The organism is Staphylococcus sp. HMSC062H10 (assembly GCF_001836945.1).
Taxonomy (GTDB): domain Bacteria; phylum Bacillota; class Bacilli; order Staphylococcales; family Staphylococcaceae; genus Staphylococcus; species Staphylococcus aureus.
Genome location: NZ_KV830982.1, coordinates 36,517 through 51,767, shown reverse-complemented (window position 1 = coordinate 51,767; position 15,251 = coordinate 36,517). Strand labels below are relative to the sequence as shown.

The following is a 15,251-nucleotide window of genomic DNA, read 5'->3' as shown; positions in this document are numbered from 1 at the left end:
CTGAGTCGCTATCTGAGTCTGAGTCGCTATCTGATGTCTCTTCTTCGTAGTAGCCATTATCAAGTGTGAAATCATCATGATCCGTAATTGTTACGTCAACTTCGCCACCATCTGCATCTTTATCATCATCAGTTGTATTTGTACCTGTCTGTGTTAAGCCAGCAGGCTTTTCAAAGATAACTTTATATTTACCACTATCTAAATTATCGAAACGATATTTACCATTTTCATCTGTTTCAGTTGTACCAATGACTTCGCCTTTTTCATTTTGCAAAGTAACTTTAACACCTTTAATTCCTTTTTCAGTTGAGTCTTGTTTACCATCTTTATTACTGTCGTACCAAACATAATCACCTAAACTGTATTTTGGTGTTTTATAAAATCCGCTATCTAATGTCCAATTATCTGCATCTTTAATGACACCTGTTGTAGTTAGACCGTCTGAATCAACTGCATCATCAGTCCCTGCATTGGCAGTTGTCGGAGTATAACCGTCTGGCGTTGAAAACTCTACACTGTATGTACCGTTACTTAAACCAGTGAACTGATATTTACCATTTTCATCAGTAGTCGTACGATCTAATTCTTTACCGTTACTATCTTTAAGAATGACATAAACACCTTTAATTCCTTTTTCATCGGCATCTTGTTTACCATCTTTATTTGTATCTTCCCATACATAGTCACCTAGATTATATTTCTTTTGGTCGCCATTAGCAGTTGATGAGCCATTTACATTGGAATAACTATTCGACCAGCTGTACTTAGTTTTGTCTGTTTCTAACGTATAATCAATTTTTCCATTGTCTGTAGATGTATTCTCTGGATAAGCAACTTGTTGAATAATATATTGTTTATTACTACTTGTTTGGCCTTTCATTAAATCAACTGTTGCAGTCTTATTATCATTGCTGTAAGTAATATCAAATTGATCAGTTACGTCTGTAAGCTTTGAAGTGTCAGGTGTAAAGCTATCAACAAATTGATTTTGATCAGTTACTTCATAAATTTTAAAGTTTTTAGCATTTGGATTAAATTTGTAACCTGTTAAAGTACTAACAAATGTTTCTTTTGTGTATGTATTTTTAGGCTGATTTACATACGCAGTCATATTTCGAGATAAATCTTCATTATTAATATAATTTGTACTTGTAATAAGCGGTTGTGCTTTTTTATTACCATAATCTACGATGATTTCTTCGCTATACGCATCATTACCAAGAGTTACTTCCATTTTATAAGCAGTTTTATCAGTTATCGCATTTTCACGTTTCGCAAATGCAACTTGTTCAAAGCTACCGCTAACATTTGTATATTGATCCACATAGTTCGTAAAAGTATATGTTGTTGTGTTTGTTGTACTATCATAAATACCTTTTGCAATAATATTACCTTGGGCATTATATAAATTTTGAGTTTGTGAAGGTAATCTTACAGAACCCGGACGGAAATACTGTCCATATTTAAATGTAAATGTATCGCCCTCTTTAACAGAATCATCGATTGTGTAATTCGCTTTTAATTTTAAAACATCACTAGAAGTCGCCCAAAATTCAGTTTTACCTGTTGTAGAATTGACATGTCCTTTATCAATAGCAATATCAATATTTGAAAAATGAACTTTATCATTAACATTTGTACCTTGTTGTGGTGCTGCTACTGTGTTCACAGCCAAACGGTTTAATGTTCTTGGTTTAATAGTCGTTGTTTTGGGAGTAGCTGAAACATCTTTAGCCTGCGTTGAAATATTTTGAGCCTCTAAATTATCTTTATTTGCCGTCGCATCGTTATTTTGTTTAGTTGGTTGTGTAGAAGTTGTATTTTGAGCTTCTTCAGTAGTTTCTTTAACTGAAGTATTATCAGACTCATTTACTTTTGGTTGGTTTGACGTTGTACTTTGTTCAATATTATTTTGTTGACGACTATCAACTTTTTCGGTTGTTTTATTCTCACTTGAATCTGTCGTTTCATTTTTTGATTGATTTAATTCTCCATTCGTATGTTCTGCCGCTTTAGCTTCATGACCACTTAACCCAAAAATCAATGTTGTCCCCACTAAAATTGAAGCAGTACCTACAGAATACTTTCTTATCGAAAATTTGTTTAATCGATTTGGTATCATGCCTTTTCTATTTATTGCTGTCTTTTTATTATTCATTTAATAATACTCCTTTAAAATATCAAAATTTGATAAATATAATAATTTGCATATAAAAATTTCTGCCTTTCTATCTTAATACACTTTTCGATAAAGTACAATGTTTTAATTTTTTTCTTTTATTTTACAATGTTATTTACAGTAAATATTAATATGTATTTCAGATTAAGAATTGCAATTTTTAATACTTTTCTTCTTCCATTGCTTTAAATTATTTATCTATATTTTTAAACCTTACTTTTAATCTAAGCTTGTTTTCATTTCGCTATTACATCTTATTTTAATTAATAACATTGCTCACAACAGTAAACTCAAAGGCTTACTATTGGTGCATTAGAACAAAAAATAGGCATGTGACTTAAAAGCATTCTCAATGAAATGTCTTAAGCTACATACCTATTTTTAATGTATATTCACATGTTTTATTTAATTTATTTTAAATGTTCATATGGACTATTATGCGCAAATGATACAATTTGATCGACGAATAATCTTGCACGTAATTGGAATTCACTGTCATTTAAGTAATATGTACCATCTTCATTTTTAGCAAAATCTGAATCATGTGTTGCAATTTGAGTTGGTACTGCAATGCCTAATAAACTTCTGACAATAACTCTTAAATGTGATAACGGTTCAGCGCTGACAATACCTCCACTATTGCCTATTAATCCTACTGGCTTCATTTTAAAATAATCCATATTTAGATGGTCTAAAGCATTTTTCAATATTCCAGAATATGAACCATGATAGTTTGGCGTTCCTAATATTAAAAAGTCCGCCGCCATTGCTTTCTCTTTCAAATCTTTCATATTTTGTTTGATTTCATCTATAGACGGTGTTGTTCCTGAAAAATCTAATTGATTTAACGGTTTTTCTGCTAAATCGAATATTTCCGCTTCAATATCATGTGTTTTAAAATGCTCAGTTAAGTATCTTGCTAGTGCACTTGTATGTGAATTCACTTGTGCACTGCCAATAATAATTAATCCTTTCATATTTGACCCCTCTTTTTTATTAATCTTGTTGTTCACGTAATAATTTCATAATAGCTTTTCCAACACCACTATTTTCATTCGTATCTGTGACATATTTTGCTATTTTTTTAACTTCTTCAGCACCATTTTCCATCGCAACTGGGTAGCCAACTTTCTCTAACATTGATACGTCATTTAAATTGTCACCTATTGCCATGACATCTTTCATTTCAATCCCTAATCTTTCGGCAATTGTTTCTAGCGCAATACCTTTTTGTGCATCTGAATGTGTTATTTCTATATTTCCTCTCGAAGATGATGATATAGCTAAATTCGGAGATTCAGCTAAAATCTTACTAGCTTTGTCAATTTTTTCTAAATTTCCATCAAATGCTAATATTTTCATAATTAATTCACCAGGAATGTTTTCAATAGCATCATAATTATCAACAACTTTCAACGTACCATTATCTATGCGTCTTTGAATACCATTTTTAATACGCTCAACGTTTGCGTGTTGACCTGCACGCTCAGCAATATCTATATAAATGTCTAAATCTCTTTGTGGATCTTCAGTATAAATCGCACGACTCGTGTATACTTGATAATAAATACCTGCATCTTTTAAAACATTTTTAATTTTGTGTACTAACGATTTATTAAGGTGTGAAGTGCTCATTACATTGAAAGTCTCATCACGTACTTCAGCACCATTCAAACAAATATATGGTACTGTTAAATCTGTGTCAGCAACTGGTGCTTGTGCTTCATAAAATGCTCGACCTGTCGCGATAACAACCGTTATCCCTTGTTCTTGAGCGTATTTAATCGCATCAATATTAGGTTGAGAAATTTCATGTGCTGCATTAAGTAGCGTGCCATCCATATCAGTGGCTATTAGTTTTATCATTATGTTACCTCGTTTCGTAAATTTAAAATCTTGTTCTTAAATAAGAATATATACTCAGCGCACATACTTTTCTATTAACATTTATATTGTCATTAATTTATCATATAATGTAATTCTAACAAATTTTAATTAGTATGTACTATCGTCTAATTGGTGGATTTCTTATTGGCTCTTAAGTTTTTAAAAAATGTTGTTAATAATGTGCTACATGCTTCTTTAAGTACACCTTTATCAACAATTGCACGATGATTAAAATTAGATTGCTGCAATAAATTCATTAAACTGCCACTACAGCCACCTTTAGGATCATCTGCGCCATAGACGACTCTTGGAATGCGACTCATTACAATTGTTCCTGCGCACATGACACATGGTTCTAGGGTTACATATAATGTGCAACCTTCTAAACGCCAACTACCTAACACTTTGGCTGCACGTTCAATTGCAATATGTTCAGCATGCGCCGTTGGTTGTTGTAGTGTTTCTCTTAAATTATGTGCTCTAGCGATAACTTCATCATCTTTAGTGATGATAGCACCTATAGGTACTTCGCCAAGTTGAGCTGCTTTTTTAGCTTCTTCAATCGCTAATGTCATAAAATATATATCATTTGTCATTTATGTCCAGATACCTCACTTATGGTACAATACTCAATGTCTATTTTAACATTTGGAGATGTGAATATGAACAAACCTTTTATAGCAATTGAAGGTCCTATTGGCGTAGGTAAATCTTCACTTGCACACAAATTAAGTCAAACTTTAGATTTTTATGAAGAAAAAGAAATCATCACAGAAAATCCATTTTTATCAGACTTTTATGAAGATATCTCTAAATGGAGTTTTCAAACTGAAATGTTCTTTTTATGCAATAGATATAAGCAATTTCAAGATGTAACACAACTAAATCAAGGTGTAGTTAGTGATTATCATATACATAAAAATAAGATATTTGCTAAAAATACTTTGAGTTCTGTTGAATTTCAGAAATTCAGTAAAATTTATGATATTTTAACTGAAGATATGATTATGCCGAATATGATTATCTTTTTAGATGCAGACCTTGATGTGTTAAAATCTAGAATTGCTAAACGTAACCGTAGTTTTGAGCATCAAATAGAAGATGAATATCTGTTAAAGTTAAAAAAAGATTATCGTGAATATTATGAGTCCTTACAAAGTAATGGTTCAAATGTAGTTTTAATCGATACAACTTCTATTGATTTTCTTAAAAATGAACAAGATTACGAAGATATATTACATATTATATTACCTATGATAGGAGATATTACCAATGAATAATTACGGTATTCCACAAAATGCCATTATAACCATTGCAGGTACAGTTGGTGTTGGAAAATCAACTCTAACGCAAGCACTTGCAGATAAATTAAACTTTAAAACGTCTTTTGAAAATGTCGAACATAATCCATATTTAGATAAATTTTACAGCGATTTTGAACGATGGAGTTTCCATTTGCAAATTTACTTCTTAGCTGAACGTTTTAAAGAACAAAAGCGTATGTTTGAATATGGTGGTGGTTTTGTCCAAGATCGCTCAATTTATGAAGATGTTGATATTTTTGCAAAAATGCATGAAGAAGAAGGCACAATGAGTAAAGAGGATTTCAAAACATATTCAGACTTATTTAATGCCATGGTCATGACACCTTATTTTCCTAAACCTGATGTAATGATTTATTTAGAATGTAACTATGATGAGGTCATTGATCGCATTATTGAACGTGGTCGCGAAATGGAAATAAATACTGACCCTGAATATTGGAAAAAGTTATTTAAACGTTATGACGATTGGATTAACAGCTTTAATGCATGTCCAGTTGTACGTATCAACATTAATGAATATGATATACACAAAGATCCTGATTCTTTAAATCCTATGATTGATAAAATCGCTCGTATTATAAAAACGTATCGTCAAATAGATATGCGATAAATATATTAAGACATAGTATAAAAGCTTTAATTTAATGTATATTCCATAGAAATCATCTATTACCTTATTGAATTTCTATGCGTACATTCTTCTGCATTTACACTATGTCTTTCTTTTTATTTTAATACTTCTAAAATATCTTTCGCACTGTTTAAAATTACATCGGCTTCGTGCAATTCCTCTTTAGTTGCAACGCCAGTTAATACACCAATTGCCATCCCTAAATTTGCATTGCTAGCGGTTTTCATATCGTTGGCAGTATCACCTACAATAGCTACTTGATTAGGAGCCACATCATGATTGTCAAATAATGGGGCTAAAACTTTAGGGTTGGGCTTCTCATAGGCATGTGCTTCAGTCGAAATAATTATATCGAATAATGATGTTGCATTCGTATGAGTCAAAAATTGTTCTACACCTTTTTTAGTATCACTGGTTACGACACCTAATTTGTATCCTCGTGATTTCAACTTTTGAAGCGTTTCCTCAACACCATCTACCCAATTAATTTCAGGAATTCTTTCATCTACAAGTTTTTGACTCGTTGACTTTGACCATTCAGTTGTATCTTGTCCTGTCACATCATTAAATGCATCTATAATTTGTTGTAAAGATCCTGAACCCATCACTGATTTTGGATCAATAGATTCTTTAATGACACCGAGTTGTCTAAGTGCCACTTCTTTATTTTGTACTGGAAATGTATCTAGTAATGATTCAACAAATCTTACGCCTATTTTTTCCCAACTTCTATCAAATTCAATTAACGTACCATCTTTATCAAATAATATCCATTCCATTAATATCAATACTCCTATTTATTTATTTCGTATTATGCTGATTCTATGATGTTCGTTATTCCCCTGAAAATGAACTCGTAATATTGTTCTTTTTAAATATTGAATTAAATATAATAATAAGTGAAATCCCCTTCAATACTTAACAATAAACATTGTAAACTTAATTTATTACCATGCTTCGCTTCATTGAAAGGGATTTTAGTCATGATTAACTTTTACATTTTGTTTTCATGATCATATTCAATTTTTATTAATATTTTGGTACAACGACTCTCCAACCATTTTTATCATCTAAAGTACCATTTTGAATACCAGTGTAGACGTCATATAATTTTTGAGTAATTTCACCAGTCTCATTATTATTAATCACAATTTCACGATCTTCGTATCTCAATGTACCCACAGGTGAAATAACTGCTGCAGTACCACTACCAAATACTTCTGTTAACTCACCTTTATCATATGATTCGAATAATTCATCGATTGATACGCGGCGCTCTTCGACTTCATATCCTAAGTTTTTAGCTAATTCGATAATAGATTTACGTGTAATACCAGGTAGAATACTGCCATTCAACTCTGGTGTAATTACTTTGCCATTTTCAACGAAGAAAATGTTCATGCTACCAACTTCTTCGATATATTTCTGTTCAACACCATCAAGCCATAATACTTGGTCATAACCTAATTTATTTGCATTAGTTTGTGCTAATAAACTTGCCGCATAGTTACCTGCAACTTTCGCAAAGCCTACACCGCCACGAACAGCACGTACATATTCATCTTCTACATAGATTTTAGTTGGTTTTAAAGTTTCACCACCATAATATGCACCTGAAGGAGATAAAATAATTAATAATTTATACTGATGTGATGCACCAACGCCAAGTACCCCTTCTGTCGCAAAAACAAAAGGACGAATATATAATGATTGACCTTCACCTTCCGGAACCCATTCTCTCTCTAAATCAACTAATTGCTTAAGTCCTTCTAGCAATTCACCTTCATTGACTTGAGGCATTTCTAAGCGTGCTAACGAGTTATTAAGACGCTTAAAGTTTTCATCTGGACGGAAAAGTGCAACCTCTCCATCTTTTTTATATGCTTTTAAACCTTCGAACACTGATTGTCCATAGTGAACACCTTGTGCTGCTGGCGAAATTTCAATTGGACCATAAGGCACAATCTTCAAATCATGCCATCCTTTATCCGCATCATAATCATAACTCAACATATAATCTGTAAAATACTTACCAAATCCTAATTGAGATGTATCTGGTTTTTCTTTTAATGTTTCGCGTAATTCAATTTTAACTGCTTGTGACATGGTGATTGCCTCCTAATAATATAGTATAAGAATTTGTTTAACATAAATTATAACAATCCCTATTTTACTGTTCAATAAATTTTCTAAAAATTCGAAATTAATTAACACTTTTTCAGAAAGCCTATATCTTTTAGTATAAACGTATTATTTTCATAGAGACAAGTAATCTGTGTTTGAATTATATCTTTTTAATACAAAAAACTCTTTATTTAAAAATGAACTAAGCTCGCGAATTCAATATGTATAATTAATAATATTAGAATTCATGCACTAGTTTATTAAAATAAAGAGTAATTTAAAATATCATTCCGTGTATTAAAGTGAATGGAAATGATTAGTTATTATTTTTAACAGTATCTTTTTGTTCAATAGCTTCTAACATTAATTTAGTCATGCTCGCTAAATCATATTTAGGATCAAATCCCCATTCGCCACGTGAACAGCTTGTATCAATAGAATCCGGCCAACTATTAGCGATACCTTGTCTAATAGGATCAACATCATATTCTAATTTGAAATCTGGGTAATATTCTTGTATTGCTTCTTTAACCATTTCTGGATCAAAGCTCATTGCACTTAAATTATAACCATTCCTTGTTTCTAATTTCGCATCGTCTGCTTCCATAAGTTTAATAATTGCATCAATCGCATCATCCATATACATCATATCCATATATGTCCCTTTATCTATGAAGCTTGTATAATGTCCTTCTCTTACAGCCTTGAAGTAAATTTCAACTGCGTAGTCCGTTGTGCCACCACCCGGTTCTTTAACATGCGAGATTAAACCAGGGAATCTAACACTTCTTGTATCTACACCAAATCGTGTGAAATAATATTGACACAACAATTCGCCAGCTACTTTATTTACACCATACATTGTCGTAGGTTGCTGAATCGTTACTTGTGGCGTATTAACTTTAGGAGTTGAGTCTCCAAATGCACCAATTGAACTTGGTGTGAAAAAGTGCAAATTGTAAGTTCTTGCAGCTTCTAATGCATTCATTAATCCACCCATATTTAAATCCCAAGCAAGAATTGGATTTTTCTCAGCAGTTGCTGATAATAATGCTGCCATATGCATTAGACTATCCGCTTCAAAGTCCCTAACTAACTCAAACATGCGGTCACGATCTGTTACGTCTAAGATTTCAAATGGTCCATTTTGTACAGGTGAGTCTGCTTCAGGTTCCCTAATATCTGTAGCAAGAACATTATCTGTCCCATAAATTTCTCTGCACTTAACAACTAATTCTGTACCAATTTGTCCTAATGCACCAGTAATCATAATTTTTTTCATAGAAATATCTCCTTTGTCTCTTCTATATAACCATAGTCCACCACGCGCGGACATAATATTCATTTTCATAATAATTATAATATAAAAGCGCTTTCTTGTATATATGACATGTACATGTTGCTGATATTTCTGTAAATGGAAATTCTAGCTGTATTAATTGATTTTAGTAATTTATAGCGTTGAATATTACTAATTAATGTCAAATTAAATTTTTTATCCCTCAACTCTTAAACTCTGAATATCTTTCATTATATTAGCTTTTTTATAACCATGGATATCATGTAAAGACTTATAAGCTTTAAATAATGTTTCATACCTTTGTACTTTTTCCGCTTCTGGATTAATTTCGTATAAAATTGGCTCTTTCATAGCATCAACTGCATCATTAATTGAATTATGTGCGCCACCACTGACTGCACCCAATATTGCTGCGCCTATTGCTGGTGCATACTCACTATCCATAACAATTAGTTTTTTATTCAGTACATTCGCATAGATATCCATCATAACAGCATTCTTTTTAGGTATACCGCCACATGCAAATACCTTTTCTACTTCCATATGCCAATCTTGATACTGTTGCATAATCATCTTAGTACCAAATGCTGTAGCTTCTAAATATGCTCTATAAATATCCTCATGCTTAGTTTGTAAAGTTAATCCAAAGATACAACCTGTTAAATTGCTATCACTTAATACACTTCGATTTCCATTATGCCAATCAAGAGCAATGAGCCCACTTTCACCTGGCATTTGATGTTTTATCTTTTCATTCATTAATTCAAATACAGTCATATTTCTATTTGCTGCTTCATCTACATATGACTTTGGTGCTTGCTTAGCGACATACTCAAACAAATCACCTACTGCTGATTGCCCCGCTTCATAAGCAAATAATTCTGGAATAATTGCTCCTTTTACAGAACCTGATATACCTGGCACTTGATGTTGCTTTTCATTTAACATAAGATGGCATGTGCTTGTTCCCATCACCATAGTCATTTCTTTATCTTTTTCAGATCCAATACCTAATAAACTAGCATGGGCATCAATAATAAAAGGACTTACCATAGTCTCTTTTGATAATCCTAATTTCTGTGCCATTTTATCATCCAGTTTCCCTACTGCTTCACCAATATTAACAACCGGTGCAGATACTTTATCTTGAATTACTTTTGATAATTTGGGGTCTATTTTATCAAATAAATCATAATGAAACCCTGTTTCTTCTTCCCAAAATGCTTTGAAACCTAATCCACAATTCGAGCGTACATTTTTATTAGTTAATTTATTTACAATCCAATCGCCCGCTTCCATAATATAAGCCGTTTTTTCCATAATTTCTGGTGCTCGATTCATGACTTCCATTATTTTGGGAATCATCCATTCACTACTAACATTATATCCATAATGGCCTAACCACTTATTATTATTTTCAATAGCAGTTTGATATAATTTCTCTGCTTCTTTATATGCACCATGATGTTTCCAAAGTTTCACATACGCATGTGGATTGTTTTTAAATTGTTTTAAATTATGTACCGGATTAAGGTTTTCGTCAGTAAAAATAATAGTAGATGAAGTAAAGTCTATACCAATACCTACTATATTGACTGGATCAATTTTTGATTCACGTACTATATATGATATTCCTTCTTCCATAATTTCTAAATAATCATTACTATTTTGAAGTGCATATGTATGTGGTATTTTCAAACCATTTAATTCACTCTCAATGACACCATGTGTATATGGTTTCACAAATTTTGATACTACTTGACCGTTAGTTGTATTAATTAAAAACACACGGCCTGAAGCAGTTCCATAATCAATTCCAATGCTATAAGACATCATGTTTCCTCCATATCGCTAGTTGCGGTTATTAGTTTTGCAAGCGTTTTCTTAAATCATACTCATAATAGGTTCTATTTTACAAGTATCACTAAAATTTTGCCAAAAAAAGAGCACTCATACATTTACATATGAGGCTCCTCTAATTAATATTTAATTATTTATTTTGTATTGCATTTAACATTTCATTAACTGCTAATTTTCCTAACTCATTTGAAGCTAAAGGACTGTCACCTGTTAATAATTTGCGATCTTTTAACGTTCTTCCTGTCATATCGTCGTTGACTACTTTTAATCCTTGTTTAGTTAATAAATCAGCAACTAACCATTTCAAGCGTCCAGGTAAATAACCTATTTCAATATTTGCACCTTCATCTAATGAGTCAGGGAAGACACAAACAGAGTATCCTTCTAATGGAGATTTTTCTCTATTAAGCCCTGCTGAAAGTAGTGCTGCTGGTCCATGACATAATGTAACTATAAAGCGGTCATTTTCTAATGCCCAATCTAATGTTTGTTGAACGTCCTCACTTTCAGAAATACCAACAACTGCAGCATGCCCACCTGGGATAAAGACAGATAAATAGTCTGAATCAGGTCCTAATTCATTTTTAATCACATCTGCTAATTTTTTTGGCTGTTTTAATTTTTCTTTCAATTTATTATAAGTGCTTATAACTGCCTCGTCTTCAGTTGGCATAGCCCATAATTCTAATTTAGCTGGATAACCAGATAATGTCGCAACATCAACATCAAAACCTGCTTCCATTAAATGATGTAAAGGTAATAACATTTCAACAGGGTGATTACCCGTAGAGAACATTTTTCCATTTTCCAATAATACATATCTCTCTTCAGCAGCAATCATCAATACTTTCCATTTACCATCTTTATAGGCACCTTTGTGTTCAACACCATCAAAATCTGTTTTAGGTGCTGTATATTGACTAAGGGAATATGGTGATGGGAAAAATGCGTTATCTTCTGCTTTATCTGGCGTTGGTTGCTTACTTAATTCATTTACATCTTGTGACATAGTTTATTCCTACTTTCTCTATATAGTTAATACTAGTATAGACATATACTACACACCATAAACATGTATTACTATTAAAATGCTCATTATCAAAAATAATCAAAATGAATTTCTTTGTAAAAATAAAACTAAATTCTACAAGATGCTTTTAAAATTCAAACTTGAATTTTGGGGAGCACTAAACATTTTAAAAAAAGCCCACGACAATATTTGCCGTGGGAATAAATAAATATTAAATCAACTTCATTTCTTTTCCTACTTTTTCATAAGCCGCAATTGCTTCATCCAACATGTCTTTTGTATGTGCAGCTGTAGGCATATTTCTTACACGTCCTGTACCTCTTGGCACTGTTGGGAAAACGATAGATTTCACATAGACACCTTCGTCTTTCAAACGCTTACTAAATTCTTGAGTTGTTTTTTCATCACCAATAATTACTGGTGTAATTGGAGTTTCTGACTCACCTGTATCATATCCTAATTTTGACAATCCATTTTTTAAATATTGCGCATTGTCCCATAATTTATCATGTAATTCAGTTGAAGCCATTAACTTTTTAACTGCTTCAGTGATTGCTTTAGTATCCCCAGGTGCTAATGATGTAGAGAATAAGAATGGTCGTGATTGTGCTTTTAACCAATCTATTAACTCTTTTGTACCTGCTACATAACCGCCAACGACACCAATTGCTTTAGAAAGCGTACCAATTTGGAAATCGATTTTATCTTGTAAACCAAAATGTTTAACCGTACCAGCACCTTTACCCATAACACCTGAACCATGAGCGTCGTCAACATAAGTTAATAAACCAAATTCTTCTGCAATTTCTACAATTTCAGGTAATTTAGCCACATCACCATCCATACTAAAAACGCCATCAGTGATATACATAACTTTATTGTATTGACCTGATTCAACTGCTTCTTTTGCTTTCGCACGTAAATCATCCATGTCTGAATGATTAACTCGAATAATTTTAGCTTTAGATAAGCGACATCCATCAATAATTGATGCATGATTAAGCTCATCTGATAAAATAGCATCATTTTTATTCATAACAGCCGAAATAGCAGCCATATTACAATTAAATCCTGATTGATAAGCTATTGCAGCTTCTGTTCCTTTAAATTTTGCTAGTGTTTCTTCTAATTCGTCGTGTAAATCTAATGTACCATTGATTGTACGAACAGCGCCTGCACCTACACCATGTGTATCAATAGCTGCTTTTGCAGCTGATTTCAAATCTTCATTTGTTGCTAGTCCTAAATAATTATTTGAAGATAAGTTAATGTATGATTTCCCATTGATTTTGATTTCTGGTCCGTTTGCACCTTCAATTGTATCTATTTCATTATACAAACCATTTTCTTTTAGATAATTTATATTTTCCTCTAAAAACTCATGTAATGATTGAACCACAGTATATAATCCCCCTTAAGTATTGTTTGGTAATACCTTTATCATACAGTAATTCTACATAACTTGAAAGCCTTATCATTCATAGATAAAATATCTCAAAGCAATCATTTAGTACGATAATTTCATAAAATGTTATACTATAAACATTATTTTAGAAAGTAGTGATAAGGGTGTTAGATTGGTTTCAACTAGCAAATAATAAAGAAAATAAAACAATTCAACTCAGACGTTATTTACACCAATATCCTGAGTTATCTTTTGAAGAATTTCAAACACATGATTATATTGTTAACCAATTAAGCCAGTTATCTTGTGATATTGAAACTCCTATTGGACTTCATGGAATTAAAGCAACATTTAAAGGCTCAGGCGACGGACCCACAATTGCACTAAGAGCTGACTTTGATGCGTTACCTGTCGAGGAATTAAACGATGTGCCTTATAAGTCTAAAAATCCAGGATGTATGCATGCGTGTGGGCATGATGGTCATACAGCAATTTTACTTACTGTTGCAGAAATTTTAGATGAACATAAACATTTATTAGAAGGTAATGTTGTATTAATATTCCAGTACGGCGAAGAAATCATGCCAGGTGGTTCTCAAGAAATGATAGATGCTGGATGTCTGGAAGATGTAGATAGAATTTACGGTACACATTTATGGAGTGGTTATCCTACAGGAACTATTCATTCACGTGCGGGGGCAATCATGGCCTCTCCAGATGAATTTAGTGTCACAATTAAAGGTCGTGGCGGTCATGGTGCCAAACCTCATGAAACCATTGACCCAATAGTAATCATGGCAGAGTTCATTTTAAGTGCACAAAAAATAATTTCACGTACAATCGATCCAGTTAAACAAGCTGTCCTTTCATTTGGAATGATTCAAGCAGGTACCACAGATAGCGTTATTCCTGATCAAGCATTTTGTAAAGGTACAGTTAGAACATTCGATTCAGATATACAGAATCATGTAATGGACAAAATGGATAAGCTACTACAAGGTTTAGCAATAGCAAATGATATTAACTACGATTTGAATTATATTAAAGGGTATTTGCCTGTCCATAACAACGAGAAAGCATATCAAGTTATTAAAGAAGCAACAAATGACTTACATGTACGCTTTAATGAATCAGATTTAATGATGATTGGAGAAGATTTTTCACATTATTTGAAAGTACGACCAGGTGCATTCTTTCTGACTGGTTGTGGTAATGAAAGTAAAGGTATTACAGCGCCACACCATAATCCCAAATTTGATATTGATGAAAAATCATTAAAATACGCTGTAGCTGTATTTTTAAAAATCATTGAATTAGAGCAAGTATTTAAAACAAATTAAGTATTAAATTAATTGAAAGACATGAATCTGAGACATAAACTAATGAAATGCTCCATTCAAAGTAGACATTGAAAAAATGAAAACTTTGAATGGAGCATTTTACAATGTTCAAGACTCTACAATTTTATTTAAACAGTATTATCAGTTATAAGTTTTATTAGTCAGACTTT

General features: G+C 32.2%; 13 protein-coding genes. 3 read left to right on the top strand and 10 right to left on the bottom strand.

Going from position 1 to position 15,251, the window contains the following annotated elements:
• The 4 genes from HMPREF2658_RS08685 to tadA all read right to left on the bottom strand — a co-directional run.
• Positions 1-2,158, bottom strand: a 2,158-nt coding sequence (locus HMPREF2658_RS08685; protein ID WP_070854347.1) for an SdrD B-like domain-containing protein, incomplete at its 3' end; no start/stop codon positions are given.
• 431 nt (positions 2,159-2,589) lie between these two features.
• Positions 2,590-3,156 carry an NADPH-dependent FMN reductase gene (locus HMPREF2658_RS08680; RefSeq protein WP_000677257.1) on the bottom strand — a complete coding sequence of 189 codons (567 nt, stop codon included), beginning with the start codon at positions 3,154-3,156 and terminating at the stop codon, positions 2,590-2,592.
• A gap of 19 nt (positions 3,157-3,175) precedes the next feature.
• Complete coding sequence (locus HMPREF2658_RS08675) at positions 3,176-4,045, bottom strand: Cof-type HAD-IIB family hydrolase (RefSeq protein WP_000593357.1); 870 nt, start codon at positions 4,043-4,045, stop codon at positions 3,176-3,178.
• 146 nt (positions 4,046-4,191) lie between these two features.
• Positions 4,192-4,662 (bottom strand): tRNA adenosine(34) deaminase TadA, encoded by a 471-nt coding sequence (gene tadA, locus HMPREF2658_RS08670; protein WP_000180281.1) that lies wholly within the window; start codon positions 4,660-4,662, stop codon positions 4,192-4,194.
• 66 nt (positions 4,663-4,728) lie between these two features.
• On the opposite strand from tadA, the gene HMPREF2658_RS08665 reads away from it, so the two are divergent.
• The gene (locus HMPREF2658_RS08665) at positions 4,729-5,346 is read left to right on the top strand and encodes a deoxynucleoside kinase (protein WP_001039519.1); all 618 of its coding nucleotides are present in this window, start codon (positions 4,729-4,731) and stop codon (positions 5,344-5,346) included.
• Positions 5,339-6,001 carry a deoxynucleoside kinase gene (locus HMPREF2658_RS08660; protein ID WP_001067257.1) on the top strand — a complete coding sequence of 221 codons (663 nt, stop codon included), beginning with the start codon at positions 5,339-5,341 and terminating at the stop codon, positions 5,999-6,001. Before HMPREF2658_RS08665 ends, HMPREF2658_RS08660 begins: the two co-directional genes overlap by 8 nt.
• 116 nt (positions 6,002-6,117) lie before the next feature.
• Here HMPREF2658_RS08660 and HMPREF2658_RS08655 read toward each other — a convergent pair whose 3' ends face one another.
• The 6 genes from HMPREF2658_RS08655 to HMPREF2658_RS08630 all read right to left on the bottom strand — a co-directional run bounded on the left by HMPREF2658_RS08655 (position 6,118) and on the right by HMPREF2658_RS08630 (position 13,735).
• A complete protein-coding gene (locus tag HMPREF2658_RS08655; RefSeq protein WP_000454778.1) occupies positions 6,118-6,801 on the bottom strand; it encodes an HAD family hydrolase in 684 nt (227 codons plus the stop codon).
• A gap of 250 nt (positions 6,802-7,051) precedes the next feature.
• Positions 7,052-8,128 carry a branched-chain amino acid aminotransferase gene (locus HMPREF2658_RS08650; RefSeq protein ID WP_000076024.1) on the bottom strand — a complete coding sequence of 359 codons (1,077 nt, stop codon included), beginning with the start codon at positions 8,126-8,128 and terminating at the stop codon, positions 7,052-7,054.
• A 334-nt stretch (positions 8,129-8,462) separates the two neighbouring features.
• Positions 8,463-9,428: an NAD-dependent epimerase/dehydratase family protein gene (locus tag HMPREF2658_RS08645; protein ID WP_000723303.1), complete on the bottom strand. Its 966-nt coding sequence runs from the start codon at positions 9,426-9,428 to the stop codon at positions 8,463-8,465.
• A 213-nt stretch (positions 9,429-9,641) separates the two neighbouring features.
• A complete protein-coding gene (locus HMPREF2658_RS08640; protein ID WP_000122350.1) occupies positions 9,642-11,279 on the bottom strand; it encodes a ribulokinase in 1,638 nt (545 codons plus the stop codon).
• A gap of 157 nt (positions 11,280-11,436) precedes the next feature.
• A complete protein-coding gene (gene hchA / locus HMPREF2658_RS08635) occupies positions 11,437-12,315 on the bottom strand; it encodes a glyoxalase III HchA (protein ID WP_000076398.1) in 879 nt (292 codons plus the stop codon).
• A 232-nt stretch (positions 12,316-12,547) separates the two neighbouring features.
• Positions 12,548-13,735: a glycine C-acetyltransferase gene (locus tag HMPREF2658_RS08630; RefSeq protein WP_000250816.1), complete on the bottom strand. Its 1,188-nt coding sequence runs from the start codon at positions 13,733-13,735 to the stop codon at positions 12,548-12,550.
• A 170-nt stretch (positions 13,736-13,905) separates the two neighbouring features.
• Between HMPREF2658_RS08630 and HMPREF2658_RS08625 the strand changes: the two genes are divergently transcribed.
• The gene (locus HMPREF2658_RS08625) at positions 13,906-15,081 is read left to right on the top strand and encodes a M20 family metallopeptidase (protein ID WP_000887909.1); all 1,176 of its coding nucleotides are present in this window, start codon (positions 13,906-13,908) and stop codon (positions 15,079-15,081) included.
• Positions 15,082-15,251: the final 170 nt, after the last annotated feature.

Bases quoted from the DNA above. Each gene is read 5' to 3' on its own strand.
- HMPREF2658_RS08660 (WP_001067257.1), top strand. From the start codon at position 5,339: ATGAATAATTACGGTATTCCACAAAATGCCATTATAACCATTGCAGGT.
- tadA (WP_000180281.1), bottom strand. From the start codon at position 4,662: ATGACAAATGATATATATTTTATGACATTAGCGATTGAAGAAGCTAAA.
- HMPREF2658_RS08665 (WP_001039519.1), top strand. From the start codon at position 4,729: ATGAACAAACCTTTTATAGCAATTGAAGGTCCTATTGGCGTAGGTAAA.
- HMPREF2658_RS08675 (WP_000593357.1), bottom strand. From the start codon at position 4,045: ATGATAAAACTAATAGCCACTGATATGGATGGCACGCTACTTAATGCA.
- hchA (WP_000076398.1), bottom strand. From the start codon at position 12,315: ATGTCACAAGATGTAAATGAATTAAGTAAGCAACCAACGCCAGATAAA.
- HMPREF2658_RS08645 (WP_000723303.1), bottom strand. From the start codon at position 9,428: ATGAAAAAAATTATGATTACTGGTGCATTAGGACAAATTGGTACAGAA.
- HMPREF2658_RS08640 (WP_000122350.1), bottom strand. From the start codon at position 11,279: ATGTCTTATAGCATTGGAATTGATTATGGAACTGCTTCAGGCCGTGTG.
- HMPREF2658_RS08655 (WP_000454778.1), bottom strand. From the start codon at position 6,801: ATGGAATGGATATTATTTGATAAAGATGGTACGTTAATTGAATTTGAT.
- HMPREF2658_RS08680 (WP_000677257.1), bottom strand. From the start codon at position 3,156: ATGAAAGGATTAATTATTATTGGCAGTGCACAAGTGAATTCACATACA.
- HMPREF2658_RS08650 (WP_000076024.1), bottom strand. From the start codon at position 8,128: ATGTCACAAGCAGTTAAAATTGAATTACGCGAAACATTAAAAGAAAAA.